This is a genomic window from Herbaspirillum sp. WKF16 (assembly GCF_028993615.1).
Taxonomy (GTDB): domain Bacteria; phylum Pseudomonadota; class Gammaproteobacteria; order Burkholderiales; family Burkholderiaceae_D; genus Herbaspirillum.
The window spans coordinates 4,174,622-4,199,264 of sequence record NZ_CP118632.1; the positions used below are offsets into that span (position 1 = coordinate 4,174,622).

General features: G+C 65.5%; 29 protein-coding genes. 8 read left to right on the forward strand and 21 right to left on the reverse strand.

The genetic code is table 11. The features are described 5' to 3' along the window. Positions 1 to 57: 57 nt before the first annotated feature. The 5 genes from Herbaro_RS18890 to Herbaro_RS18910 are packed head-to-tail and all read right to left on the reverse strand — an operon-like array spanning position 58 to position 3,993. Positions 58 to 651, reverse strand: coding sequence for an SCO family protein (locus tag Herbaro_RS18890; RefSeq protein WP_275011145.1), 594 nt, complete (start codon positions 649 to 651; stop codon positions 58 to 60). A 4-nt stretch (positions 652 to 655) separates the two neighbouring features. Beyond that, positions 656 to 1,549 (reverse strand): heme o synthase, encoded by an 894-nt coding sequence (cyoE, locus tag Herbaro_RS18895; protein WP_275011146.1) that lies wholly within the window; start codon positions 1,547 to 1,549, stop codon positions 656 to 658. Positions 1,550 to 1,555: 6 nt separating this feature from the next. Continuing rightward, entirely contained in the window at positions 1,556 to 2,671 is a 1,116-nt protein-coding gene (locus Herbaro_RS18900; protein ID WP_275011147.1) for a COX15/CtaA family protein, read from the reverse strand. Between the two features lie 28 nt (positions 2,672 to 2,699). Then, positions 2,700 to 3,332 (reverse strand): SCO family protein, encoded by a 633-nt coding sequence (locus tag Herbaro_RS18905; RefSeq protein WP_275011148.1) that lies wholly within the window; start codon positions 3,330 to 3,332, stop codon positions 2,700 to 2,702. Continuing rightward, positions 3,316 to 3,993, reverse strand: coding sequence for an SURF1 family protein (locus Herbaro_RS18910; protein WP_342456498.1), 678 nt, complete (start codon positions 3,991 to 3,993; stop codon positions 3,316 to 3,318). The genes Herbaro_RS18905 and Herbaro_RS18910 overlap by 17 nt, the downstream gene beginning before the upstream one ends. A gap of 148 nt (positions 3,994 to 4,141) precedes the next feature. On the opposite strand from Herbaro_RS18910, the gene Herbaro_RS18915 reads away from it, so the two are divergent. After that, on the forward strand, positions 4,142 to 4,342 hold the full coding sequence (locus Herbaro_RS18915; protein WP_013236083.1) for a twin transmembrane helix small protein: 201 nt from the start codon (positions 4,142 to 4,144) through the stop codon (positions 4,340 to 4,342). Between the two features lie 76 nt (positions 4,343 to 4,418). Here Herbaro_RS18915 and Herbaro_RS18920 read toward each other — a convergent pair whose 3' ends face one another. From Herbaro_RS18920 to Herbaro_RS18955, 8 genes are all read right to left on the reverse strand, one after another. Continuing rightward, entirely contained in the window at positions 4,419 to 5,279 is an 861-nt protein-coding gene (locus Herbaro_RS18920) for a cytochrome c oxidase subunit 3 (protein WP_275011150.1), read from the reverse strand. Between the two features lie 78 nt (positions 5,280 to 5,357). Further along, positions 5,358 to 5,588 (reverse strand): DUF2970 domain-containing protein, encoded by a 231-nt coding sequence (locus Herbaro_RS18925; RefSeq protein ID WP_275011151.1) that lies wholly within the window; start codon positions 5,586 to 5,588, stop codon positions 5,358 to 5,360. A 23-nt stretch (positions 5,589 to 5,611) separates the two neighbouring features. After that, positions 5,612 to 6,178, reverse strand: coding sequence for a cytochrome c oxidase assembly protein (locus tag Herbaro_RS18930; protein ID WP_275011152.1), 567 nt, complete (start codon positions 6,176 to 6,178; stop codon positions 5,612 to 5,614). Next, positions 6,175 to 6,285 (reverse strand): cytochrome oxidase small assembly protein, encoded by a 111-nt coding sequence (locus tag Herbaro_RS18935; protein WP_275011153.1) that lies wholly within the window; start codon positions 6,283 to 6,285, stop codon positions 6,175 to 6,177. The genes Herbaro_RS18930 and Herbaro_RS18935 overlap by 4 nt, the downstream gene beginning before the upstream one ends. A gap of 69 nt (positions 6,286 to 6,354) precedes the next feature. Further along, complete coding sequence (ctaD, locus tag Herbaro_RS18940) at positions 6,355 to 7,962, reverse strand: cytochrome c oxidase subunit I (protein WP_275011154.1); 1,608 nt, start codon at positions 7,960 to 7,962, stop codon at positions 6,355 to 6,357. An 18-nt stretch (positions 7,963 to 7,980) separates the two neighbouring features. Further along, positions 7,981 to 9,141: a cytochrome c oxidase subunit II gene (gene coxB / locus Herbaro_RS18945; protein WP_275011155.1), complete on the reverse strand. Its 1,161-nt coding sequence runs from the start codon at positions 9,139 to 9,141 to the stop codon at positions 7,981 to 7,983. A 32-nt stretch (positions 9,142 to 9,173) separates the two neighbouring features. After that, positions 9,174 to 9,635, reverse strand: coding sequence for a DUF2244 domain-containing protein (locus Herbaro_RS18950; protein ID WP_275011156.1), 462 nt, complete (start codon positions 9,633 to 9,635; stop codon positions 9,174 to 9,176). Between the two features lie 390 nt (positions 9,636 to 10,025). Next, positions 10,026 to 10,967 carry a methyltransferase domain-containing protein gene (locus Herbaro_RS18955; RefSeq protein WP_275011157.1) on the reverse strand — a complete coding sequence of 314 codons (942 nt, stop codon included), beginning with the start codon at positions 10,965 to 10,967 and terminating at the stop codon, positions 10,026 to 10,028. A 69-nt stretch (positions 10,968 to 11,036) separates the two neighbouring features. Between Herbaro_RS18955 and Herbaro_RS18960 the strand changes: the two genes are divergently transcribed. Beyond that, positions 11,037 to 11,867, forward strand: a complete 831-nt coding sequence (locus tag Herbaro_RS18960; protein WP_275011158.1) for a ComF family protein — start codon at positions 11,037 to 11,039, stop codon at positions 11,865 to 11,867. 31 nt (positions 11,868 to 11,898) lie between these two features. Further along, positions 11,899 to 12,381 (forward strand): tRNA (cytidine(34)-2'-O)-methyltransferase, encoded by a 483-nt coding sequence (locus Herbaro_RS18965; RefSeq protein WP_275011159.1) that lies wholly within the window; start codon positions 11,899 to 11,901, stop codon positions 12,379 to 12,381. A 129-nt stretch (positions 12,382 to 12,510) separates the two neighbouring features. Here Herbaro_RS18965 and Herbaro_RS18970 read toward each other — a convergent pair whose 3' ends face one another. From Herbaro_RS18970 to Herbaro_RS18985, 4 genes are all read right to left on the reverse strand, one after another. Continuing rightward, positions 12,511 to 13,305, reverse strand: a complete 795-nt coding sequence (locus Herbaro_RS18970) for an ABC transporter ATP-binding protein (RefSeq protein WP_275011160.1) — start codon at positions 13,303 to 13,305, stop codon at positions 12,511 to 12,513. Position 13,306: 1 nt separating this feature from the next. Then, entirely contained in the window at positions 13,307 to 14,206 is a 900-nt protein-coding gene (locus Herbaro_RS18975) for an ABC transporter permease (protein ID WP_275011161.1), read from the reverse strand. A gap of 116 nt (positions 14,207 to 14,322) precedes the next feature. Then, positions 14,323 to 15,309 (reverse strand): ABC transporter substrate-binding protein, encoded by a 987-nt coding sequence (locus Herbaro_RS18980; RefSeq protein ID WP_275011162.1) that lies wholly within the window; start codon positions 15,307 to 15,309, stop codon positions 14,323 to 14,325. Positions 15,310 to 15,457: 148 nt separating this feature from the next. Continuing rightward, positions 15,458 to 16,438 carry an ABC transporter substrate-binding protein gene (locus tag Herbaro_RS18985; RefSeq protein WP_275011163.1) on the reverse strand — a complete coding sequence of 327 codons (981 nt, stop codon included), beginning with the start codon at positions 16,436 to 16,438 and terminating at the stop codon, positions 15,458 to 15,460. A 360-nt stretch (positions 16,439 to 16,798) separates the two neighbouring features. On the opposite strand from Herbaro_RS18985, the gene Herbaro_RS18990 reads away from it, so the two are divergent. Beyond that, complete coding sequence (locus Herbaro_RS18990) at positions 16,799 to 17,083, forward strand: hypothetical protein (protein ID WP_275011164.1); 285 nt, start codon at positions 16,799 to 16,801, stop codon at positions 17,081 to 17,083. A 76-nt stretch (positions 17,084 to 17,159) separates the two neighbouring features. Further along, positions 17,160 to 17,660 (forward strand): copper chaperone PCu(A)C, encoded by a 501-nt coding sequence (locus Herbaro_RS18995; protein ID WP_275011165.1) that lies wholly within the window; start codon positions 17,160 to 17,162, stop codon positions 17,658 to 17,660. Between the two features lie 91 nt (positions 17,661 to 17,751). On the opposite strand, the gene rfaE2 is transcribed toward Herbaro_RS18995, so the two are convergent. The 4 genes from rfaE2 to Herbaro_RS19015 all read right to left on the reverse strand — a co-directional run bounded on the left by rfaE2 (position 17,752) and on the right by Herbaro_RS19015 (position 21,601). Continuing rightward, on the reverse strand, positions 17,752 to 18,234 hold the full coding sequence (gene rfaE2, locus Herbaro_RS19000; RefSeq protein WP_275011166.1) for a D-glycero-beta-D-manno-heptose 1-phosphate adenylyltransferase: 483 nt from the start codon (positions 18,232 to 18,234) through the stop codon (positions 17,752 to 17,754). A gap of 125 nt (positions 18,235 to 18,359) precedes the next feature. Next, positions 18,360 to 19,214 (reverse strand): ferritin family protein, encoded by an 855-nt coding sequence (locus Herbaro_RS19005; protein WP_275011167.1) that lies wholly within the window; start codon positions 19,212 to 19,214, stop codon positions 18,360 to 18,362. 140 nt (positions 19,215 to 19,354) lie between these two features. Continuing rightward, positions 19,355 to 20,245, reverse strand: a complete 891-nt coding sequence (locus tag Herbaro_RS19010) for a PhaM family polyhydroxyalkanoate granule multifunctional regulatory protein (RefSeq protein WP_275011168.1) — start codon at positions 20,243 to 20,245, stop codon at positions 19,355 to 19,357. A gap of 57 nt (positions 20,246 to 20,302) precedes the next feature. Next, a complete protein-coding gene (locus Herbaro_RS19015) occupies positions 20,303 to 21,601 on the reverse strand; it encodes a branched-chain amino acid ABC transporter substrate-binding protein (RefSeq protein ID WP_275011169.1) in 1,299 nt (432 codons plus the stop codon). Between the two features lie 131 nt (positions 21,602 to 21,732). On the opposite strand from Herbaro_RS19015, the gene Herbaro_RS19020 reads away from it, so the two are divergent. From Herbaro_RS19020 to queC, 3 genes are all read left to right on the forward strand, one after another. Further along, positions 21,733 to 22,908, forward strand: a complete 1,176-nt coding sequence (locus Herbaro_RS19020; protein ID WP_275011170.1) for a DUF3108 domain-containing protein — start codon at positions 21,733 to 21,735, stop codon at positions 22,906 to 22,908. A 110-nt stretch (positions 22,909 to 23,018) separates the two neighbouring features. Continuing rightward, complete coding sequence (locus tag Herbaro_RS19025) at positions 23,019 to 23,798, forward strand: DUF3108 domain-containing protein (protein ID WP_275011171.1); 780 nt, start codon at positions 23,019 to 23,021, stop codon at positions 23,796 to 23,798. Between the two features lie 92 nt (positions 23,799 to 23,890). Further along, positions 23,891 to 24,637 carry a 7-cyano-7-deazaguanine synthase QueC gene (gene queC, locus Herbaro_RS19030; protein WP_275011172.1) on the forward strand — a complete coding sequence of 249 codons (747 nt, stop codon included), beginning with the start codon at positions 23,891 to 23,893 and terminating at the stop codon, positions 24,635 to 24,637. The last annotated feature ends 6 nt before the right edge of the window (positions 24,638 to 24,643 follow it).

The following is a 24,643-nucleotide window of genomic DNA, read 5'->3' on the forward strand; positions in this document are numbered from 1 at the left end:
GCAAAGGAAAAAGGCACCCTCGGGTGCCTTTTTTCATGCCTGGACGATGCGCGACGCTCAGGACAGCAGCAGCTTGATGTCATGCGCCAGCGTCTGCGGCCCCTGGCCATGCTTGACGAAGAGGCGAATGTGGCCGGCCGGGTCGAACACGTAGCTGCCGGCGGTGTGGTCCATGGTGTAGCTGCCCGCCTGCTTGCCCGGCACCTTCTGGTAGAACACCTTGAACTCCTTGGCGACCTTTTCGGTCTGCTCCAGGCTGCCGCGCAAGCCGAGGAAGCGCTTGTCGAAGGCAGGCACATATTGCGCCAGGATCTCCTGCGTGTCGCGTTCAGGGTCGACGCTTACGAACAGCACCTGCACGCGGTCGGCATCCGGCCCCAGCTCCTTCATGACGTTGGCCATCTCCACCATGGTGGTCGGGCAGACGTCGGGGCATTGGGTATAGCCGAAGAACATCACCACCACCTTGCCCTTGAAGTCGGCCAGGGTGCGCGGCTGGCCGTTGTGGTCGGTCAGCGCGAAGTCCTTGGCGTAGTCGAGGCCGGTGACATCGGTGTTGTTGAATTTCAGTTCTGGCTTGGACGGGCCGCAGCCCGCCACCAGCGCGGCGCAGCCGGCCAGCAGCAGCGTCGTGAAGAGGCGTCGCTTCATGGGATCAGAAGGTACGGAACAGGAAATAGTGGTCCACCAGCAGCACCGCGAACAGGATCGACAGGTAGACGATGGAGTACGCGAAGGCGCGGCGCGCGATCAGGTCGGTGTAGTGGCGATAGATCTGCCACGAATACCAGAAGAAGATGGCGTCCAGCACCACCGCCGTGCCCAGGTAGATCAGCCCGCTCATGCCGATGGCGAAGGGCAGCATGCTGGTGGCCAGCAGCGCGATCGTGTACATCAGGATGTGGAACTTGGTGACCTCCATGCCGTGCGTGATGGGCAGCATCGGCAGGCCGGACTTGGCGTAGTCGTCGCGGCGGTACATGGCCAGCGCCCAGAAGTGCGGCGGCGTCCAGATGAAGATGATCATCACCAGCACCCAGGCTTGCATCGGCACGTCGTTGGCGATGGCGGCCCAGCCCAGCGCCGGCGGCATGGCGCCGGCCAGGCCGCCGATGACGATGTTCTGCGGCGTGGCGGGCTTGAGGATGATGGTGTAGATGATGGCGTAGCCGACGAAGGTGGCGAAGGTCAGCCACATGGTCAGCGGGTTGACCAGGGTGTAGAGCACCCACATGCCCAGGCCGCCGATGACGCCCGAGAACACCAGCGTCTGCGGTACGGTGATCTCGCCGCGCGCCAGCGGACGGCGGGCGGTGCGCGCCATGCGCGAATCGATCTCGCGCTCGACCAGGCAGTTGATGGCGAACGCGGCCCCGGCCAGCAGCCAGATGCCCAGCGTGCCGAACACCACCTTGTGCCAGTCCGGCAGGTCGGGGCTGGACAGGAACATGCCGATCACGGCGCAGAACACGGCCAGCTGCGTCACGCGCGGCTTGGTCAGTGCCCAGTACTGGGCGATGCGGTTGGGTTGGGCGGTCAATGTGGTCATGTCAGGTCACTGAGCTTGGGGGGAAGCGCTGGCAATGCCTGCGGGAGCGTAACGAGCCTTGTAGTTTAACATGACCAGCAGAACGACCAGCAGGGCGGCGCCGCCATTGTGCACCACAGCAATGGCCAGCGGCCAGTTCAGGTAGATGGTCGCCAGCCCGGTACAGAGCTGCAGGGCGAGCACGATCAGCAGCCAGCGGCCGGTCTTGCGCAGGCCGCCGTCGCGCAGCGCCCTGTGTGCCAGCCATACAACATACAAGATGACGACAAAGGCGAAGCTGCGGTGCACCCAGTGGATCGCGGTCAGCGCCTGGAACGGCAGGAAGTCGCCGGCGGCGGTCATGCCCAGGTGGCGCCACAGCGTGAAGCCATGCCCGAAATCCATGTCCGGCACCAGCTTGCCGTCGCACAGCGGGAAGTCGGTGCAGGCCAACGCCGCGTAATTGGTGCTGACCCAGCCGCCCAGGGCGATCTGCAGCGTCAGCAGGGCCAAGCCCAGCGTGGCCGGCCAAACCAGCGCGCGACCCGGCGCCACCGGCAGGTGCGGGCTCTGGCGCGCCGCCAGCCAGGCCAGCATGGCCAGCAGCGTCAGTCCCAGCAGCAAGTGGATGGTGACGATGACCGGCTGCAGCTTCATGGTCACGGTCCAGGCGCCGAAAGCGCCCTGCAGACAGACGAAGCCCAGCAGCGCGGTAGGAAACCAGGGCCGGTACTGTAGCTCTGAACCCTTCGACTTGATCCAGCGCCGCCAGGCGATGGCCATCAGGGCGATGATCAGCACGCCCACGGCCATGGCCAGATAGCGGTGCGTCATCTCGATCCAGGCCTTGCCCCAGGTCACCGGGCCGGTCGGCATGGCGGCCTGCGCGGCATTGATGTGCTCGTGCGCCAGCAGCGGGTTGGAATGGTTGTAGCAGCCGGGCCAGTCCGGGCAGCCCAGGCCGGAATCGGTCAGGCGCGTGAAGGCGCCGAACATGATCAGGTCGAAGGTGAAGAACATCGTCACCCACACCAGCTTGCGGTATTTGTTGTCGAGGCCCTTGGCCCGCCACACCAGCGAGAGCGGGACCAGCGCCACCAGCAGGCCGGTCAGGCCCAGTTCCATCAGCGTTATTGCATTCATCTTGTGCCAAACATCTGCCGTTGCCCGCCTAGCCGATGGCCGAGGCGCGCAGCAGCTTGGAAATGTCCTTCTTCATCTTGCCCGGATCGGGATCCTTGGGAAAGCGCATCATCAGGTTGCCCAGCGGATCGATCAGGTAGATGTGATCCTCCACCGACGTGCCCTGCTCCACCGGCAGCCAGGCTTTCAGCTTGCCGGCGTCGACCCGCAACATATCGGTGCCGTCGTACTCGCGGATCAGCATGGTCTCCACCGGCGCCTTGTCGGTCACCAGCCAGACGCGCTCGATGCGCTCCATCTCCTTGCCCTGCATCAGCCGCAGCTGGCGCATGGTGAAGAGCTTGTTGCGGCAGGCCGCGGCGCAGTCGGCGCCATCCACCTGCAGCATGATCCATTTGCCTCGGTAGTCCCCCAGGCCGGCCTTGGCGCCGTCGAGCGCGCTGCTGCCCAGGTCGGGGATGGGATACTGGCGCGGGTCGATCAACGCGCCGTAGTTGTTGCGGCTCTCCGGCTTGATCACATAGTAGGTGAAGTACGACGCGATCATCGGCGCCGCGCATACCGCCACCACCGCCAGCATCTTCCAGCGGCCGACGCGGCGGCGTTTTTGATCGGCTGCCGCGTCCGCAGGATTCGCGCCTGCCTTAAGATTGTCTGTCATTGCGACCACGCTTGAACCCCGTGACAAGGAAAAATACAATCGCCATCGCCGCCAGCGCATACCACTGCAGCGCGTAGGCGCGATGGCGCTCTATGCCCAGCGACGGCGCCGGCCAGTCGCGCGCCAGCCCGTCGTCGACGCCGGGCGACGCCGTGCGCTGCTCCACCACGTAAGACGACAGCGGCAAGCCGCTGGCCGCGGCCAGCGCGGCAACATCGAGGTTCTGCAGGATCGCGCCCGGCGTTGGCGCATCGGCCCGGCCCAGCTGCAGCACTTGGCCGGCATCGCGACGCAGCACGCCGTCGATGCGCGTGCTCCCCTGCGGCAGCGGCGGCCGCGGCACCTTGGCGCGGTCGTTTGCATCGCGCGGCGTCCAGCCGCGGGCAACCATCACCGCCTGCTGCGCGCCCGCTATTTTAAACGCGGTCAGCACATGGAAGCCGGGCACGCCGTCGTGCGGACGATTTTCCAGGTAGACCGTCCACTGCGGCACGAACTCGCCCTCCAGCAGGACATGCCGGAACTCATGATCGCCGCCGGCCGGCAGCGCCTGCAGCGGCGCCTGCCTGGCGCGCGTCTCCATGCGCTGCCGGATGCCCAGCTTTTCGTCGGCGCGGCGGGTCTGCCACTGCCCCAGCGCGATGCCGGCGGCGGCGACCACGATGGTGGCGCAGAGGGGAATCCAGCGTATTCGAAATCGGATCGGCATTCAGGCCTTGGCGCATTACAATGGATAAACAATACCTTCAACAGCCGTCCGGGCAAAAACAAGGCATCGGCGCGGCAGGAGACACAGGGATTCTACCCGTATGAAAATCGTCGTCGCCATCGCCTTCATCCTCATCCTTGCCAGCCTCGCCTCGGCGCTGATCTTCCTCATGCGCGACAAGGGCAAGAGCAACCGCACCGTACAGGCGCTGACGCTGCGCGTGGGCTTCTCGGTGGCGCTGTTCCTGTTCATCCTGCTGAGTTACAAGCTGGGCTGGATACAGCCGACTGGCATCCGCTGAACCGGCGCACCGCCCTTCCCCCACATGAAAAAGCCGCACGGGGATGCGGCTTTTTCGATGCGGAGCCGGGCGCGGCTCAGAGCCAGTACACCACCACGTACAGGCCCAGCCACACAACGTCCACGAAGTGCCAGTACCAGGCGGCGCCTTCGAAGGCGAAATGGTGGGTCGGCGTGAAATGGCCGCGCAGCAAGCGATACAGCACTACCGACAGCATGATGGCGCCCATGGTCACGTGGAAGCCGTGGAAGCCGGTCAGCATGAAGAAGGTGGAACCGTAGATGCCCGAGGTCAGCTTCAGGTTCAGCTCGGTGTAGGCATGGATGTACTCATAGGCCTGGAAGCCCATGAAGATCGCGCCCAGCAGGATGGTCAGGAATAGCCACACCGCAGTCGAGGTGCGATGGCCGGCGCGCAGCGCGTGGTGCGAGAAGGTCAGCGTCACGCCCGAGGTCAGCAGCAGCAGCGTGTTGATGGTCGGGATCGGGAACGGCCCCATGGTATTGAAGCTCTCCACCGTGTTGGCCGGACCGACGTTGCCCCAGTGCGCGGCGAAGTCGGGCCAGATCACCTTGTGATCAAGATCGGCTAGCCACGGCATGGTGATGCTGCGCGCATAGAACAGCGCGCCGAAGAAGGCGGCGAAGAACATCACCTCGGAGAAGATGAACCAACTCATGCTCCAGCGGTAGGAGCGGTCGATGTTCTCGCCGTAGAGACCGGATTCCGATTCCTTGATGGCGTCGCCGAACCAGTAGTACAGCACCACCAGCACCATCAGGATGCCGACGATGTTGACATAGGGCGCCCACGATGCGCCGTTGACCCAGGCCGATGCGCCGATCATGGTGATGAGCATCGATATGCCCGCCATCATCGGCCAGCGCGACGGTCCCGGAACGAAGTAGTACGGCGCCTTGGCGTGTTGAGAACTCATTTCCATCTCCCGATACGAAATTCAGTGTTGGCCAGTTTTATTCTTGCCCTGCTGTTCTTACGATTCTTCCATTGCCTGTCAACCACCGGCCGCGCTGGCGACCACCAGCCGCACGATGATCACCAGCACCGCCACGAAGATCGCCGCGCCCAGCACGCCGGCGATGATCACGTGCACCGGGTTGAGCCGCGCCGCGTCCGACTCGTAGTCGCGCCGCTTGCGCACGCCGAAGAAGGACCAGAACACCGCCTTCATCGTCGCGCCGAACGAGGCCTTGCGTTGCGACGCCTGCTTCAGATCCTCGGTCAAAACCGCTCCTTCGCGCAGCGCGCTCAGCCTTCCTTCTTGTCCTTGCCGCCGATCTCGAAGAAGGTGTACGACAGCGTGATGGTCGTCACCTCCTTGGGCAGGTTGGGATCGATGTAGAACACCACCGGCATCTGCTTGGCCTGGTTCGGCCCCAGGGTCTGCTGCGTGAAGCAGAAGCATTCGACCTTCTTGAAGAAGGCCGCCGACTGCTGCGGCGCGTAGCTGGGGATGGCCTGGGCGTCGACGTTGCGCGCCTGGGTGTTCACCACCTCATAAGTGACCTGGGTCATCTCGCCGGGATGCACCTTCATGCTGGCCACCGTCGGGCGGAAGCGCCAGGGTCCCTGCGCATTGCCGTCGAACTCGATGGTGACCGTGCGCGTCTTGTCGACCTGGGTGTTGGCCGGCGCTTCCACCGTCGCATCCTTGGGCGTGAGGAAGTTGACGCCGGTGACTTCGCAGATCTTGCGATACATCGGAATCAACGCGTAGCCGAAGCCGAACATCAGCACCGCCACCACCAGCAGCTTGCGCAGCATCACGCGGTTGAGGCCGCGGCCTTCGGTTTCCCCGCTGTCCTCGGTGCTCATTTGGCGAACCAGATGCGGTTGATGAAAATGCCGACAAAGAAGGCCAGCGCCACCAGCCCCAGCAGCAGGCCGGTCCGGAGATTGTTAGGTGTCTTGCGTTGCGCCATGGAGAATCCGTTTCAATCGACGGGCGTCGGCCTGGCCGCCATCCGTCGCATTCATCGCTGGACCGGGGCTTACTTGACCACCGGCGGTTCTTCGAAGGTATGGAAAGGCGCCGGGCTGGGCACGGTCCATTCCAGGCCTTCCGCGCCTTCCCAGGGCTTGGCCTCAGCCTGCTTGCCACCCTTGATCGAAGGGATCACCACCCAGAACAGGAAGTACACCTGCGACAGGCCGAAACCGAAGGCGCCGATGGAGGCGACCATGTTGAAGTCGGTGAACTGCGCCGGGTAATCCGCATAACGGCGCGGCATGCCGGCCAGGCCCAGGAAGTGCATCGGGAAGAAGGTGACGTTGAAGGTGATCAGCGAAGCCCAGAAGTGGAACTTGCCGCGCCATTCGTTGTACATGTAGCCGGTCCACTTCGGGCCCCAGTAGTAGTAGCCGGCGAACAGGGCGAACAGGGAGCCGGCCACCAGCACGTAGTGGAAGTGGGCCACGACGTAGTAGGTGTCCTGCATCTGGATGTCGATCGGCGTGACCGCCAGGATCAGGCCCGTGAAGCCGCCCATGGTGAACACGAAGATGAAGCCCACCGAGAACAGCATCGGCGTCTCGAAGGTCATCGAACCGCGCCACATGGTGGCGATCCAGTTGAAGATCTTCACGCCGGTGGGCACGGCGATCAGCATCGTGGCGTACATGAAGAACAACTGGGCGGTCACCGGCATGCCGGTGGTGAACATGTGGTGGGCCCAGACGATGAAGGAGAGGATCGCGATCGACGCGGTCGCGTACACCATCGAGGCATAGCCGAACAGCGGCTTGCGGGCGAAGGCCGGGATGATCTGCGAGACGATGCCGAAGGCCGGCAGGATCATGATGTAGACCTCGGGGTGACCGAAGAACCAGAAGATGTGCTGGTACATCACCGGATCGCCGCCGCCGGCGGCGTTGAAGAAGGAGGTGCCGAAGTGACGGTCGGTCAGGGTCATGGTGATGGCGCCGGCCAGCACCGGCATCACCGCGATCAGCAGGTAGGCGGTGATCAGCCAGGTCCAGCAGAACATCGGCATCTTCATCAGCGTCATGCCGGGCGCGCGCATGTTGAGGATGGTGACGATGATGTTGATCGAGCCCATGATCGACGAGGCGCCCATGATGTGCATGGCGAAGATGCCCATGTCCATGCCGGGGCCCATCTGGGTCGACAGCGGCGCGTACAGCGTCCAGCCCGCGGCGGTGGCGCCGCCCGGCGCCAGGAAGGAGCCGGCCAGCAGCAGCGCGGCCGGCGGCAGCAGCCAGAAGGAGAAGTTGTTCATGCGCGCGAACGCCATGTCGGATGCGCCGATCTGCAGCGGGATCATCCAGTTGGCGAAGCCGACGAAGGCCGGCATGATCGCGCCGAACACCATCACCAGGCCATGCATGGTGGTCAGCTGGTTGAAGAACTCGGGGCGGAAGAACTGCAGGCCCGGATGGAACAGCTCGGCGCGGATCAGCAGCGCCAGCACGCCGCCGGACAGCAGCATGGTGAACGAGAACCACAGGTAGAGCGTGCCGATGTCCTTGTGGTTGGTGGCAAACAGCCAGCGGCGCCAGCCGTGCGGATGGTCGTGCGAGTGATCATGGTCGTGGCCGTGCGCGTGGTGATCAGGGGCGTGATCAACGGTGGTGGTCATATTCCTGTCTCCAATCGATTACTTGCGGCCGGCCAGCACTTCTGCGGGCTGTACGATGTTTTCCTGCGCCTTGTTGGACCAGCTGTTGCGCGTGTAGGTGATCACGGCGGCGATCTCGGTGTCGTTGAGCACGCTCTTCCAGGCCGGCATGGCGTTCTTGCCGTTCAGGACCACATGGATCTGCTCGGCCTTGGGGCCGTTGACCACCGGGTCGCCGTCCAGCGCGGGGAAGGCGCCGGGCACGCCCTTGCCGTTGGCCTGGTGGCACACCGCGCAGTTGGCGACATAGACCTTCTCGCCGCGCTGCTTCAACTCGTCGATGGTCCAGGTCTTGTTGGGATCGTCGGCCTTGGCCGCCATTTCCTTCTTCTTCTCGTCGACCCACTTCTTGTAGTCGGCCTCGCTGACAACGTTCACCACGATGGGCATGAAGGCGTGATCCTTGCCGCACAGCTCGACGCACTGGCCGCGGTAGGTGCCGATCTTCTCGGCGCGGAACCAGGTGTCGCGCACGAAGCCGGGAATCGCATCCTGCTTCACGCCGAAGGCCGGAATGGTCCAGGAGTGGATCACGTCGTTGGCGGTGGTGACGATGCGCACCTTCTTGTTGACCGGCACCACCAGCGGGTTGTCGACCTCCAGCAGGTAGTTGTCGTTCTTCTTGAGCGTGGGATCGGTCACCTGCTCGCGCGGCGTGGCCAGGTTCGAGAGGAAGGCGATCCCCTGGCCGTCGCCCTTGAGGTAGTCGTAGCCCCATTTCCACTGCATGCCGGTGACCTTGATGGTGAGGTCGGCGTTGGAGGTGTCCTTCATCGCCACCACCGTCTTGGTGGCCGGCAGCGCCATGCCGATGACGATCAGGAACGGCACCACGGTCCAGGCGATTTCCACGCCGGTGCTCTCATGGAAGGTCGAGGCCTTGTGGCCGAGCGACTTGCGGTGCTTGAGGATGGAATAGAACATGACGCCGAACACCGCCACGAAGATCACCAGGCAGATGATCAGCATCAGGATGTGCAGGTCGTAGATTTGTTCGGCGATCTTGGTGACGGGCGGCTGGAAGTTCATCTGCCTTACTGCGGGTCCCCCTGGACTGTCCACCACTGCCCAGGCCGGGATTCCGGCCGCCAGCAGCGATGCACCGAGGGTCAACGATTGAAGGCGCTTCGCATGTTTCATGGATTTCCTCAAAAGCCCAAAATTTATAAGAATTAGAATTTCGCCAACACTGCCGTCCTTTGGGACAGTTCGCGCTCCAGCTCGCGCGCGAACTCGCATCGTTTCCATTCGCTCATAAAACGGCCTACTTCCACGCGCAAACCGGAGCTTTCCAGCGCCACCAGGGAGCGGCGGCCCGCGGAAAAATCGATGCGCGCACGGCGCAGGTCCAGTTCGATACGGCTTGCCTTGCCCGCCTGCGTCAGTTCGACGACCAGGCAGTCGTCCTGCAATACGAGGTACTCGCGATCAGTTGCATGGCGGGCGTACACCAGGAAGGCGATGCCGACCGCCGAAAGCTCAATGACAGAAAAAACCAGGATGGTCCATGCGCCATGGACGGTGAATGCCAACGCTACCGTCAGCGATACGGTACAGAGGATTGCAAAGACCCACGCCAGCTGGCGCGGCGCAATCGAACAATTGCGCTTCAATATCCATTCCCGCGTCTCCATAGCACCTCGCCAGCATGATTGTCGGTCGAGCGTGTCTCTCTGCTGCCAGCGGCGGCGCTTCTCGGTGCGCTGGCGTCGCGGGGCCGGGATTGCCCTCCGTCGACGCGCCTGGCGCAGGCGCCGTCCGCATAGCGGCTCTTTATTTATTCTTAACCATTTGAGTATAAGGGGTAACGTCGCCGCGGATCAAGCGCGCGCCGCCCGCCCTGCCACAGCGTTGCTCCCATCCTGTTTCACGTCGCGCGCTTGCCGCCGCTCACCGGCCATGGGTCTGATTCAGCGGGCGCGCGCAGTTTAGCAGGGCGTAACGATACAACAACTATTGCTTGCCCCAGATGGGCTTGGGCGACTAAGCCTTATATGCCAACGGCACTAAGGGCGGCGGCCCGCTCACTTTCTGGGCAAATCGAAACGCACGATGCTTTCGCCGGACGAGGTGGTCCTGGGCACCGGCCGGAAGGCATGGCCGTACACCACTTCAAAGGTCAGCGGGATCTTGCCGTCGCGATTGCGCATTCCCTCCAGGGCCGCCTCCAGCCGCGCATGCTGCGCGCGCGACAGCAGGCCGCGGCGGCGCGACTCCAGCGGATTGCCGCCCCAGGCGCGCACATCCTCCAGCAGCCGCTGCGGGGTCTCGTAGGTCACGGTGATGGTTTCCATGTCCATCACCGGCGTCGAGAAGCCGGCGTTGACCAGCATGTCACCGAAGTCGTGCATGTCGACGAAGGGCAAGGTGTGCGGCGCCAGGTCGATGCTTTCGAAGGCGCTGCGCACTTCGCGCAGGGTGTCGGGACCGAAGCAGGAAAACATCAGCAGCCCCTCCACCCGCAGCACGCGGCGCCATTCGGCGAACACGCGGTCGGGCTGGGGATGCCAGTGCAAGGCGAGGTTGGACCAGACTAGGTCCAGCGAATTGGCCGCCAGCGGCAGCCGGGCGAAGTCGGCGCAGGCCAGCTCCGGGCCGTTGCCGCCGGCGGCGCCCAGCCACTTGTTGATGGAGCCGAACAGGCGGTTGACCGCCGACTGCGCGCCGCGCTGGTGCTCGGCGGCCACGGCCAGCATGCCGTAGGCGCCGTCCAGGCCGAGCACCTGCGCTTCCGGATAACGCTTTTGCAACACCGGCAGGTCGGCGCCCTCGCCGCAGCCGGCGTCCAGCACTTCAGCGGGCGCGATCTTCACCAGCGCCAACCGCTCCTGCATGCGCGCCGACACCTCGCGGCGCAGGAAATCGGACTCGGCCACGCGCTGCGGCCGGCCGAAGCGGCGGCGTACCAGCGGGAGATCGATGGGCGCGCTGAGCTTGGCGCTGGCGGAGGGTGAACTGACGGACATCGGACGGTCGAACAGGTGAGATAATGCGCGTAGTTTAGTCGAAATCCTTATTTCCCGGGCGCACCGCCGATGGACGTCAAACCGCAACAATCCGCGAACCCGCAAGCCGCCGCCAAGGCCGGCTACAAGCGCGCGCCCGCGGCCAAGCCGAAGAAGGACGCCTGGATGCGCCGCCTGCTGGCGCGCATGCCGCAACTGCTGCCGACGTCCTGCGCGCTGTGCGGCCACGCCGGCCGCGAGACGCTGTGCCAGCCTTGCCACAAGCGCTTCTTCACGCGCCAGCATCGCCGCTGCGTGCAATGCGCCCTGCCCATGCCGGTGAGCGGCAAGGAACTGCGTTGCGGCGCCTGCCTCAAAGATCGCCCGGCCTTCGACGCCACCATCGTCGCCACCGATTATTTCGCGCCCTCCGACCAGCTGGCGCTGGCGCTGAAGTTCGGCGGCGACCTGCGCGTGGCGCCGCTGCTGGCCAGGCTGATCCGCGACGCCGCCTTGCGCACGCCGGTGCCGGGCAGCGACGTCAAGCTGGCCCTGCCCACCATGCTGGCGCCGGTGCCCCTGGCGCGCCTGCGCCTGCAGGAGCGCGGCTTCAACCAGGCGCTGGAGATCGCCCGGCCGCTGTCCAGGCTGCTGGACATCCCGCTGCACCCGACGCTGCTGGAACGCACCAAGGAAACCCTGGCGCAATCCACGCTGCCGCTGCCGGCGCGCGCGCGCAACATCGCCCGCGCCTTCGTCATCCCTTATGACGCCATGGACCAGGTGCGCGGCCGCCACGTCGGCATCGTCGACGATGTGATGACCACCGGCGCCACCTTGAACGAACTGGCCATCACCCTCAAGCGCTACGGCGCCAAGCGCGTGACCAACCTGGTCTTCGCGCGCACCTTGCCGGGCTGAACCGGCGCTTCATTTGTCGCAGGAGATTTTTTTGTTCCACGTCGTACTGGTCGAACCAGAGATTCCGCCCAACACCGGCAACGTCATCCGCCTGTGCGCCAACACCGGCGCCCAGCTGCACCTGGTCGAGCCGCTCGGCTTCCCGCTGGACGACGCCAAGATGCGCCGCGCCGGGCTCGACTACCACGACTACGCCACCATGCTGGTGCATCCGGACTGGGAGGCCTTCCTGGCACGCCGGCGCGAGGATCCGCAATTCGACCCGCAGCGCATGTTCGCCATGACCACGCACGGCTCGACGCCCTTCGCCGGCCTGGACTTCCGTCCCGGCGACACCTTCGTGTTCGGCTCCGAGACGCGCGGGCTGGCGCCGGCGCTGCGCGAATCCTTCCCCGCGGCGCAGCGCATCCGCCTGCCGATGCGGCCCGACAACCGCAGCCTGAATCTTTCCAATACGGTGGCGGTGGTGGTGTATGAGGCGTGGCGGCAGAATGGCTATGACGGCGGCAGCTGAACACCGGCCACCTGAAATCTGCCCCTATCGCTCGCGGCGAAAGCAGGGACGACCTGCCCGAGATTGATTTGGAAAGCACCATGAAGAAACGGCTCCCGCAGGAGCCGTTTTTTCATTGCAAAGAATCGATCAGCCGAGCAGCAAGGCATCGTCCGACAGCTTCTCGCCGCGCGTCTGCTCGAACATCTTGAGCAGGTCGGGCACGTCCAGCCCGGCGCGTTCCGGGCCCGATACGTCGAGCACGACCTTGCCCTGGTGCAGCATCACGGTGCGGTCGCCGTAGTCCAGCGCCTGGCGCATGCTGTGCGTGACCATCATGGTGGTCAGCTTGCTTTCGGCCACGATCTTGGCAGTCAGCTCAAGCACGAAGGCAGCGGTCTTGGGGTCCAGCGCGGCGGTGTGCTCGTCCAGCAGCAGGATGCGCGAAGGCTGCAGCGACGCCATCAGCAGGCTGACCGCCTGGCGCTGGCCGCCCGAGAGCAGGCCGATGCGATCGGTCAGGCGATTCTCCAGGCCCAGGTTGAGGATGGACAGCTTCTCGCGGAACAGCTCGCGCATCTTGCCGCGAATGGCGAAGCTGAAGCCGCGGCGGCGGCCGCGCGCCATCGCCAGCGCCATGTTCTCTTCGATGGTCAGCGCCTCGCAGGTGCCGGCCATCGGGTCCTGGAACACGCGCGCGACCATGCCGGCGCGGTCCCAGGCCTGGGTCCTAGTAACGTCGGCGCCGTCGATTTCGATCTTGCCGGAATCCACCAGCAGGTCGCCCGAGATGGCGTTCAGGAAGGTCGACTTGCCGGCGCCGTTGGAGCCGATCACGGCCACGAACTGGCCGGTCGGGATGTGCAGCGAGAGCCCGCGCAGCGCCGGGTTTTCAATCGGCGTGCCGGGATTGAAGGTGATCTTGAGATCGCTGGCGTTCAACATCTCAGGCTCCCTTCTTCATCAGTTTGAGTTTCAGCTTGCGCTTGCCCATGGGCAGCACCAGCGCCAGCATCACCAGCACCGCGGTCACCAGGTTCAGGTCTTGCGCCTGCAGGCCGATGAAGTCGCTGTTCAAGGCCAGCGCGATGAAGAAGCGATACAGGATGGCGCCCAGGATCACGGCCAGCGTGGTCCACACCAGGCGGCGCGCCGGCAGGATGTTCTCGCCGATGATCACCGCGGCCAGGCCGATGACGATGGTGCCGATGCCCATGGAAATGTCGGCGCCGCCCTGGGTCTGGGCGAACAGCGCGCCGGCCAGCGCCACCAGCGCGTTGGCCAGGGCCATGCCGGCCAGCGTCGCCGTGCCGGTGGCGATGCCCTGGGCGCGCGCCATGCGGGCGTTGGCGCCGGTGGCGCGCATGGCCAGGCCGATCTCGGAGGAGAAGAACCAGTCCAGCAGCAGCTTGGCGGCGACCACCACCACCACCAGGATCAGCGGGCGGCCGACGTAGTCGGGAATCCAGTCCGGCTGCAGGATGGTGAAGATGGTCGGCTCGGAGATCAGCGGCACGTTGGGCTTGCCCATCACGCGCAGGTTGATCGAATAGAGCGCGATCATCATCAGGATGCTGGCCAGCAGGTCCATGATCTTCAGGCGCACGTTCAGCCAGGCGGTGGTGAAGCCCGCGAGGGCGCCGGCGAGGATGGCGATGAAGGTGGACAGGAAGGGGTTATAGCCGGCCGCGATCATGGTCGCGGCGACCGCGCCGCCCAGCGGGAAGCTGCCGTCGACGGTCAGGTCGGGGAAAGTGAGAATGCGGAAGGAAATCAGCACTCCGAGCGCGACCAGGCTGAAAATCAGGCCGATCTCCAGTGCGCCCAGCAGGGTATACAGCGACATAAAAGGACTTTCTTAAAAAACACATTCGGCATTGGCGCGATACGCAAATGCCGAATGTCTTCTGCGTTGTGCAAGGCGCCGCAGGGATGGCGCGGCGCCTTGCGACGGACGGCAGATCAGTTCAGGACCTTGGTCGCCGACTTCAGGAAGTCCGGCGACAAGGTCACGCCCTGCTTCTGCGCGGCCGAGGTATTGACGTAGAGCTCGAGGTTCTTGCTGGGCGAGGATGGGATATCGCCCGCCTTCTCGCCCTTCAGGATGCGCACCACCATCTTGCCGGTCTGGCGGCCCAGGTCGTAGAAGTTCACGCCCAGCGCAGCCACGGCGCCGCGCTTGACGCTGCCGGTGTCGGAAGCGATCAGCGGGATCTTGGCGTCATTGCAGACCTTGGCCAGCGACTCGAACACCGAGACCACGTTGTTGTCGGTCGTGGTGTACATCACGTCGATCTTGCCGATCAGGCTCTTGGCGGCCGGGGCGACATCGACCGAACGCGGCGCGGCGGCCTCCACCAGCGTCATGCCGGCCTTCTGCAGCTCGGCCTTGATGTTGTTGAGCGCGGAGACGGAATTGGCTTCGCCCGGATTGTAAACGATCCCGACCCGCTTGGCGTTGGGCACCACGCGCTTGATCACCTCCAGCTGCTTGACCGGATCGAGCATGTGCGACATGCCGGTAACGTTGGTGCCGGACGGCTTCCAGTCCTTGACCAGCTGCGCCGCCATCGGGTCGGCGATGCCGGAATACACCACAGGGATGGTCTTGGTGGCGGCCACGATGGGCTGCGCCGACGGCGTGGCGATGGCCACGATCACGTCGGGATTGTCGCCCACGAACTTCTTGGCGATCTGGCCGGCGATGCCGGCATTGCCCTGCGCGCTCTGGAAATCCCACTTGAGATTCTTGCCCGGCTCGAAGCCTTCGGCGATCAGTTCGTCCTTGGTGCCGTCGCGCACGGCGTCCAGCGCCGGGTGCTCGACGAACGAAGTCACGGCGACCACCTTCTCGGCAGCCAGCGCGGAGGCGCACACGGCGCCCAGGGCCAGCGCGCCGGCGATGGCACGCAACGATTTGGAAATTGTCAACACGGGTCCACTCCTCATTGATGGCGGTCGGCGCCTGGGCAGCGTTCGCTGCATGGGCCGTTATTGATATACGACGATGAAACGATACGGCTGCATTGCGGGCGCCGGATAAGACGATCCCGCTCGCAGCAACATCGCAAGCGGGATCGGCAGGCGTTACTTTAACTTATTGCTTGATCACGGTCTTGGCCGAATTCACCAGTTCCGGCGACAGGGTCACGCCCTGCTTCTGCGCGGCGGCGGTATTGACGAACAATTCCAGCTTGCTGCTGGTGGCCGAGGCGATGTCGCCCGGCTTTTCGCCCTTCAGGATGCGCGCCACGACCTTGCCGGTCTGCCGGCCCAGGTCGTAGTAGTTCACGCCCAGGGCGGCGATGGCGCCGCGCTTGACGCTGTCGGTGTCGGAGGCGACCAGGGGAATCTTGGCATCGTTGCCGACCTTGACCAGCGATTCGTAGGCCGAGACCACGTTGTTGTCGGTGTTGGTATAGATCACGTCGACCTTGCCGATCAGGCTCTTGGCGGCGGTGCCGACGTCAACCGAACGCGGCGCGGCGGCTTCCACCAGGGTCATGCCGGACTTGCCCAGCAGTTCCTTCAGGGCCTTCACGACCACGGCCGAATTGGCCTCGCCCGGGTTGTAGACCATGCCCACGCGCTTGGCGTTGGGCACCACGCGCTTGATCAGGTCGATCTGCTTGTCCAGTTCCAGCACGTCGGACACGCCGGTGACATTGGTGCCGGACGCCTTCCAGTCCTTCACCAGCTGCGCCGCGACCGGATCGGTCACGCCCGAGTAGACCACCGGGATCGACTTGGTGGCGGCCACCAGGGCCTGGGCCGACGGCGTGGCGATGGCCACCACCGCGTCCGGCTTGTCGCCGACGAACTTGCGGGCGATCTGCGCGGCCGTGCCGGTGTTGCCCTGGGCGCTCTGGTAATCCCACTTCAGGTTCTTGCCGGCTTCGAAGCCTTCTTCCTTCAACTCGTCCTTGACGCCGTCGCGGATGGCGTCCAGCGCCGGGTGTTCGACGATGGCGGTGACCGACACCGCCTTGTCCGCCGCCATGGCGGGGGCCGCGCAGACGGCGGCCAGGGACAGGGCGCCGACCAGGGCGCGCAGCGTCAGTTTTGTGCTGTAGGACATGAAGTCTCCCTTGGAAAAATTATATGGAACGCTCGAAAAGAGGGTAAGTCTAGCGTAGCGCTTCTCAACAATCAATTTGCGCAGCGCCATGATTGCGCCTGCGCCCCGACAGCCGCCGCCGGACCCGCCGGCCGCAGGCCGGGGCCGCCTCGCAGACCATCGCGGCCGCGTCCGATACGCCGCGTATCGATGACGGCAAGACTCGCATTCGCGGCCGCCGCGCCCGTCGCCCGGGACGAACGTCGCAGCGGCCGATTGCTATAATGGCCGGCCATGCCACCCCGCCCATCCGCCCCGCATTCAGCCAGCCCCCGCCGCTTCCTGCCGCGTGCGCTGCTTTGCCTGTCGCTGGCGCTGGCCATGGCAGCCGCTCCCTGGTGGCAACCCGCCTTCGCGCGCGGCGCCCAGGACATCCCCGCAATGGCCCTGTGCAGCGCGGGCAGCGGCGGCGCACCCGCGCACCTGGCGGCCGGCCATTGCCAGCTGTGCTGCGGCAGCCAATTACCGCAGTCCCTGCCGGAGTCCGGCCCCGCCGCCGCCATCGCTTCCGGCGCCAGCTATCCGCTGGCGCCCGCCGGCCTGGCCGAACGCTCTGCCAGCCTGGCCCCCGGCGCTGCGCGGGCGCGCGCGCCGCCGGCGGCCTGATGCGCATCGCGCCGACACCGCCATCGCGACAGCCGGTCCCGGCTGGCCGCCAGATCACAGAAAAGGACTAAACCATATGAAGCAATTCTTCCAACGCGCCGCCGGCATCGCCGCGGCCGCCGCCCTGCTCGCCGCCGCACCGCTGTCGCAGGCGCATGAATACAAGCTGGGCCAGCTGGAAATCGGCCATCCGTACGCCCGCTCCACCGTGCCGGGCCAGCCGGCCGGCGGCGCCTATTTCAGCATCGAGAACAAGGGGTCGGCGCCGGACCGCCTGGTGGCGCTGTCCTCGCCCGTGGCCAAGTCGACCGAAATCCATACCATGGCGATGGAAGGCAACCTGATGAAGATGCGTGAAGTGGACGGCGGGCTGGAGGTCAAGCCCGGCCAGAAGATCGCCATGCAGCCGGGCAACGGCTATCACGTCATGCTGATGGGCCTGTCCAAGCCGCTCAAGGCGGGCGACAAGGTGCCGCTGACGCTGACCTTCGAAAAGGCCGGCAAGGTCGACGTGACGGTCAATGTGGAAGACATCGCCGCCGGCAAGGATGACATGAAGGGCCACGCGCACCACTGATCCATCGGGATCGCGGCATGGAAACGACAAGGCCGGCAGCGAGCGCGATGCTCCTGCCGGCCTTGTCGCTGGTGCGCGCCGATCGCGGCCCTCAGCCGGCCAGCTTGCGCACCTTGGCCAGCAGCTTGGTGGTGGAGCGGTCGTGCTCGAAGGCAATCGCCAGCACCTGGCCGCCGTAGGCCGCCACCGCGCGCCCCTCGGGAATGGCGTTCATATCGTAGTCGCCGCCCTTGACGTAAATCTCCGGCCGGGCTTCCTGCACCACTTCCAAGGCGGTGTCTTCGTCGAACGGCACCACCAGCGACACCGATTCCAGCGCCGCCAGCACCGCCATGCGATCCTCGCAATTGTTGATGGGACGATCGTCGCCCTTGCCCAGGCGCTTGACCGAGGCGTCGGTATTGGCCGCCACCACCAGCGACGCGCCCTGGGCGCGGGCCTGCGCCAGGTAGCTCACGTGGCCGCGGTGCAGGATATCGAACACGCCGTTGGTCAGCACCACCGGCTTGGGCAGTTGGGCGATGCGCTCCTGCAACTGGGCGCGGGTGCAAATCTTGTCGTCGAAATCGGCCATCTTGATCCTGGTTTGCGTTGTTGCGGCGGCGCCTTGGCCGCCCATGAAAAAAGCCGCAACAGTGTGCGGCTTTCGATTTTACTGCGCCGGAAGACCTCCGGCCGACTTTGCGGCCGGCGGCGTCCTTATGCCGTGGCGGCTTCGCCCGGCACCAGGCGCTGGACGATTTCCTTGCGGTAGCGGTTCAGCTCCTGCACGTTGCCGAAGGTGCGTTCGAACAGCAGCGACATGTTGTGCAGGATGCGGTCGACCACCTTCTTCTCCCACTCGCCGTCGAACTTGATCTGGGTATCCAGCCAGTGCTCCAGCCACTCCGGATCCGGCAGGCGGCTCTGGACGGTGTCGTTGGGGAACAGCGCCTGGTTCACGTGCAGGTTGGTGGGGTGCAGCGGCTTCTCGGTGCGGCGGGCGGAAGCCATCAGCACACCGATCTTGGCGAAGGCGGCGCGCGCCTTGTCGCCCACCTCGTTCAGGGCCTTCTTCATGTAGCGCAGGTAGGCGCCTCCGTGGCGGGCTTCATCCTGGCTGATGATCTTGTAGATCTGCTTGATGACCGGCTCGGTGTGCCAGTCGGCGGCACAGCGGTACCAGTGGTTCAGGCGGATCTCGCCGCAGAAGTGCATCATCAGCGTTTCCAGCGGCGGCGCGGGATCGAACTCGAAGCGCACGTTGTGCAGCTCCTCTTCGGTCGGGGCCAGCTCGGGGCGGAAACGGCGCAGGTACTCCATCAGCACCAGCGAGTGCTTCTGTTCCTCGAAGAACCATACCGACATGAATGCCGAAAAATCGCTGTCGCCGCGGTTATCGCGCAGGAACATTTCGGTCGCCGGCAGTGCGGACCATTCCGTGATCGCATTCATGCGAATGGTCTGGGCCTGTTCGTCGGTGAGCAGCGAAGCGTCGAACTTGTCCCAGGGAATATCCTTATCCATATTCCAGCGGACCTGCTCGAGCGATTTGAACAATTCTGGGTACAGCATCTCTGTGTTTGCCTATATGCGTTAAGTGTTTGATTTTAACAAGATTTTCCCTCTATCCATACTAAAACCCTCAGGTTTCAGGAATATGACAAACACCGTGAACCCGGGCTGGTGGACCTGGGCTCTGCCATGGCGTGGATTCAGGGAGAGGTTGGCTTGCGGGGGGCTGGCTTCTTGTTTTGCCGCGATTGTACAACAGCAGCCCGGCCCGACGCGCTCGTATTTGGCGCACTTTTAGGCACTTTCCCGGGGCGTGGCTGCGCCGCCGCAGGCTTGCTCGCCTTGGCGGCCACCTTGCCTCCTCGCACGGCACCTGCCGGCCGGGATTTGGGCGCCGCCGCCGGGCTCTTGCCGCCGGCCGGCGACACTGTCTTATTTTTGCTACGTTTGGGCGTACTGCCGGGCTTTGCGGCGGCCTTGGACGGCTTGGCCGGCTTGAGCGAGGGCTCCTGCTCGGCTTGCATGCCCGTCATGGCATTGCCTACGGCGTGCTTGAACTGCTCCTGCAGCACGTTCCACCAGGCGTTGGGGTTGGCCATGGCCGACTGGAAAGCCGGCGCCGGCTCGACCGGCGCCGCCTGCGGCTCTTGCGCTTCAGGTTCGGGTTCGGCCTCCGGTTCCGGCTCGGGCTCGGCTTGCGCGGCCTCCGGCTCCGGCGCTTGCTCCTTGGCCGTCGCGCCCGGCCACATCGGGAAGCCGAACGGGAACGACGGCGCCGCGGCCGCCTCCTCGCCGGCCTGTTCATCGGCCGCGCCCGGCCCGCGCGAGGCCAGGATGGCGCTCATCGCCTGCAAGGTCGACAGCGTCGCGCTTTGCACTTCCAGCGTCTGGATGGTCGCCTTGAGCATGTTGAGGTTGAGCTCAAGCCACGAAGCCACAGTCTTGAGGTCGGTGATCTTCTTGTTGATGTCGTCCACCGACAGCGACGGCGCCATCATGGACGGCGCGCCCATGCCGCCCCACATCTGCTTCATGAAATCGATCGTATCGGTCACCGAGCCTGCGCCCGGCATCTTTTCCTGGTTCAGCATTCAACGCTCCTGATAGGGGGGAAACCGCCGGCCAGCGCGGCGCATGAAAACGCGCGCTCAGCGCGGCGGGCGCTGCATCCTGCACGAGGTCGGCAATACCGTCTGCTCGGCCGGAATGAAACGCTCGGTGCGGAAACCGTAGCCGCTGCCCTCGTTGTCGAAACGGATGCCGCCGCTGTCGGCGCGCTGCATCTGCATCAGGTACAGCGGCTGGATCAGCTGGTGGTCGGCCGCGCGCATCGTGGCGTCGTGAAACGCGCCCTGATAATGCGCGCCTTCCAGTGCATATGCAACCGCCCGTGGCTCGGCGCTCCCGGCTTTCTCGATGGCCTTGGCGAGCATCTCGATCATCACCTGCATGCGCAGGTAGAGGTAATCGTCCTTGGGCTGCGGGTAGCGCTTGCGGAATTCCTGGTAGAAGGCGTCGCTGGGCGACCCCGGGGTGCCGCCGGCGTTGGGATGCCACTCGGCCACCGCGCGCACGCTGCCCACGCCGGCGTCGGCGATCGCCGCCGGCGCGCCCAGGCTGTTGGCGTAGAAGGTGTAGAACTTGGCCTTGAAGCCGGCGTCCTTGGCGGCCTTCACCAGCAGCGTGAGGTCGTTGCCCCAGTTGCCGGTGATCACGGCGTCGGCGCCGGCGCTCTTCATCTTGGCGATGTAGGGCGCGAAGTCCTTGATCTTGCCGATCGGGTGCAGCTCGTCGCCGACGATGGCGACGTCGGGCCGCTTGGCGCCCAGCTGCTCGCGGGCGGCCTTGGCCACCTGACGCCCGAAGCTGTAGTCCTGGCCGATGATGTAGACGCGCTTGGTGGCGGCGTCGGCCTTGATGGCCTCGGTCAGCGCCTGCATGCGCATGTCGGCGCTGGCGTCGAAGCGGAAGTGCCAGAAGCTGCACTTCTCGTTGGTCAGCGCCGGATCGACCGCCGAATAGTTGAGGAACAGCACGCGCTTGTCCGGCTCGCGCTGGTTGTGCTTGTTGACGGCGTCGATCAGCGCGGCGGCCACCGCCGAACTGTTGCCCTCGATCAGGAAGGGAATGCCCTGGTCGGTCAGCTGGCGCAACTGCACCAGCGAATCCTCCACGCCCAGCTTGTTGTCGAAGGTGGAGAGCTGCAAGGGATGCTTGCCGTCCGGCAGGCTCACGCCGCCGCGCGCGTTGATGCGATCGATGGCGTAGCTGATGTTGCGCACCACCGCCTCGCCGGCATTGGCGAAGGGGCCGGAGAGGCCGTCGATCATGCCGATGCGGATCGGCGCGGCGGCGGGCGGCGCCGCGTGCAGCGGCAGGTGCAAGAGGCAGGCCGCGATGGCGGCGCACAGCGGAGCGAGCAGTTTCGGTTGCGGCAGTTTCTTCATCGATGTCCGGTCATGAGAGCGCAGGGCCGCTTGGGCTTGGCGCGACAGGCCGCATTGTACGATGTTTGAAATTGCCCTCCGCGTTGCGGCGGCCGGGCGACGCCGCTGCCTCGATCCGATAAACTTGCGGCATGACCGATGTCTCCCGCAATTCTTCCCGCATACCCAGGCGATGGCCGCGCCTGCTGGCGCTGGCCCTGCTCTCGCTGGCGCTGCACCTGCTGCTGGTGGATTGGGGCAAGCGCCACCTGCTGGGCACGGCCGCGCAGGATGAACCGGTCCTCACGGTGGAACTGCGCCCGCTGCCGCCGCCGCGACAACCGGTGTCGCTGCCGGTAGCCAAGCCTGCCGCGCCCAAAAAAACCGCCGCCGCGCCTGCGCGCAAGGCACCGCCGCCGACGCCGATCGAACCGCCCGACGAACCCATCCGCGAGACAGTGGAAACCATCGCCCCGCAACCGGCCGTCACCGCAGCCGCCGAGGCGGGCGCGGCATCTGGCAATGGCAATGGCAAAGCGGAGGCCAGCCCCGGACAAGGCGACGACACCGGCCCCGCGCAAGCGCAAGCGCCGACGGCGGCCGGCGAGCACTACGACACCAACCCGCCGCCCAGCGCGCGGCTGGGCTACGATGCGCAAAGCACGCGCGACGGTCTTCCCAATCCCTACCGCGGCACCACCACGCTGGACTGGAAAAACGACGGCCGCAACTATCACCTGGAAGTCATCACGAAAGCGCTCTGGATTACCTGGGCCAACTTCTCCAGCCGCGGCGCCATCGACGCCTTCGGCGTCTCGCCCGAGTTGTATACCGAACAGACCGGGCGCAGGGCCGCCACCAACACCCACTTCCAGCGGGAACGCAAGCTGATCAGCTTTTCAGCCTCCACCGAAACCTATCCGCGCCGCGGCGGCGAACAGGATCGCGCCAGCGTGCTCTTGCAGCTGGCGGCAATCGGCCGCGGCGATGCCACAAGGTTCCAACCCGGCTCGGTGATCGATTTGTTCGTGGCGGGCGCGCGCGACGGCGAGGTGTGGCGCATCCAGGTGCTGGGGGAGGAACAGATCCGGCTGCCGATCGGCGAGCTGCGGGCCTGGCATGTGGCGCGCATGCCCACGCCCGGCACCTACGACAAGCGCATCGACATCTGGCTGGCGCCGCAGCACGAATGGTATCCGGCGCGGGTGCTCTATACTGACCTGCGCCGGGACGGCGAGGTCGTCGACCTGAAGCTGTCGGAAATCGAGCGGCCGGCGTCGACCGAAACAATTGAGAACAATTCTGCGCCCGCCGCGCAGAACCGGTAAGCCCGGCGCGCGGTCGTAAAAAGGCCATGACGCGGCTTGAAATGCCCGCCGGCGCCCCGACCTGATCCGACAATACGCACACCAACAGAGACCGACACGAAGAGCTCGCCATGACAACATTCCCTCCCGCACGACTCCGCACCACCCTCATCGCCGCCGCATTATCGGGCGCGCTGGCAGCCTCCGCGGCGCTGGCCGCCGACGCCAATGCCCCGCACCCGGTCGAGAAACGCGCCTTCAACCTGCCGCCCTCGGCCGAGCTGAACTATTCCATCGACGCCAAGCAGAGCGGCCTGGACGTGAAGGGCCAGGGCCTGGTGAAATGGACCAACGGCAAGACCTCCTACGCCGTCAGCACCGAAACCCGCGCAATGCTGCTGGGCAAGATCCTCGAGACCAGCAGCGAAGGCGCGGTCGACGCCTACGGCATGGCGCCCGACCGCTTCGTCGAGAAGCGCCTGCGCCGCGATCCGTCCACCACCACCTTCAACCGCGAACAGAACAAGATCACCTTCACGCAATCGGCCGAGAGCTTCCCGCTGCAGGGCGGCGAGCAGGACCGCACCGGCATCACCTGGCAACTGGTGGCGGTGGCGCGGGCCAATGCGGCGAAGATGACGCCGGGCTCGGAATGGAAGTTCTTCGTGGCCGGCCCGCGCGACGCCGAACAATGGAGCTTCAAGGTAGTGGGCCGCGAGAGGATCAGGACGCCGCAGGGCGAGATCGACGCCGTGCACGTCTTCCGCGCGCCGCCGCCGGACGCCCAAGGCCAGAAGCTCGACATCTGGCTGGCGCCGAAGCAGGAGTGGTATCCGGTGCGCCTCAAGTTCACCGATCCGGACGGCGACTATATCGAACAGACGCTGGATTCGGTCAAGAAAACCAACTAAGCTTCCAGCAATCCCAGCGCGGGGCCTGAGCCGGCATCGATCCCGGCTCAGGCCCCGCGCCTTTGCATCTTCCCTATCTGCAGGCAGGCAACATGTCCGACATTTCCCCCGACGCAATCGCCCCGACCGTCAAGACCCAGAGCGCGCTGGTGCTGTTTTCCGGCGGCCAGGATTCCACCACTTGCCTGGCCTGGGCGCTGTCGCGCTACCAGCGCGTGGAAACCATCGGCTTCGACTACGGCCAGCGCCACGCCATCGAGCTGACCGTGCGCCCGGCGCTGCTGGAAAAGATCAGGGGCTTCTCGCCGCAATGGGAGTCGCGCCTGGGCGAGGACCACATGATCGACCTCGGCCTGATCGGCGCCATTTCCGACACCGCGCTCACGCGCGACGTCGCGATCGCCATGAACGACAACGGCCTGCCCAACACCTTCGTGCCCGGCCGCAACCTGCTGTTCATGACGGTGGCGGCCACGCTGGCCTACCGCCGCGGGCTCAACGTGCTGGTGGGCGGCATGTGCGAGACCGATTTCTCCGGCTACCCCGACTGCCGCGACGACACCATGAAGGCCTTGCAGGTCGCGCTCAACCTGGGCATGGCCACGCAGCTGAAAGTGGAGACCCCGCTGATGTGGATCGACAAGGCCGAGACCTGGGAGCTGGCCGAATCGCTGGGCGGCGCGCCGCTGGTCGACCTGGTCCGCGCCGACACCCACACCTGCTACCTGGGCGAGCGCGGCGCGCTGCACGACTGGGGCCACGGCTGCGGCGCCTGCCCGGCCTGCGCCCTGCGCGCGCGCGGCTATCGCCAGTATGCCGCGCGCCGCCAGGCGGCCTGACCGTTC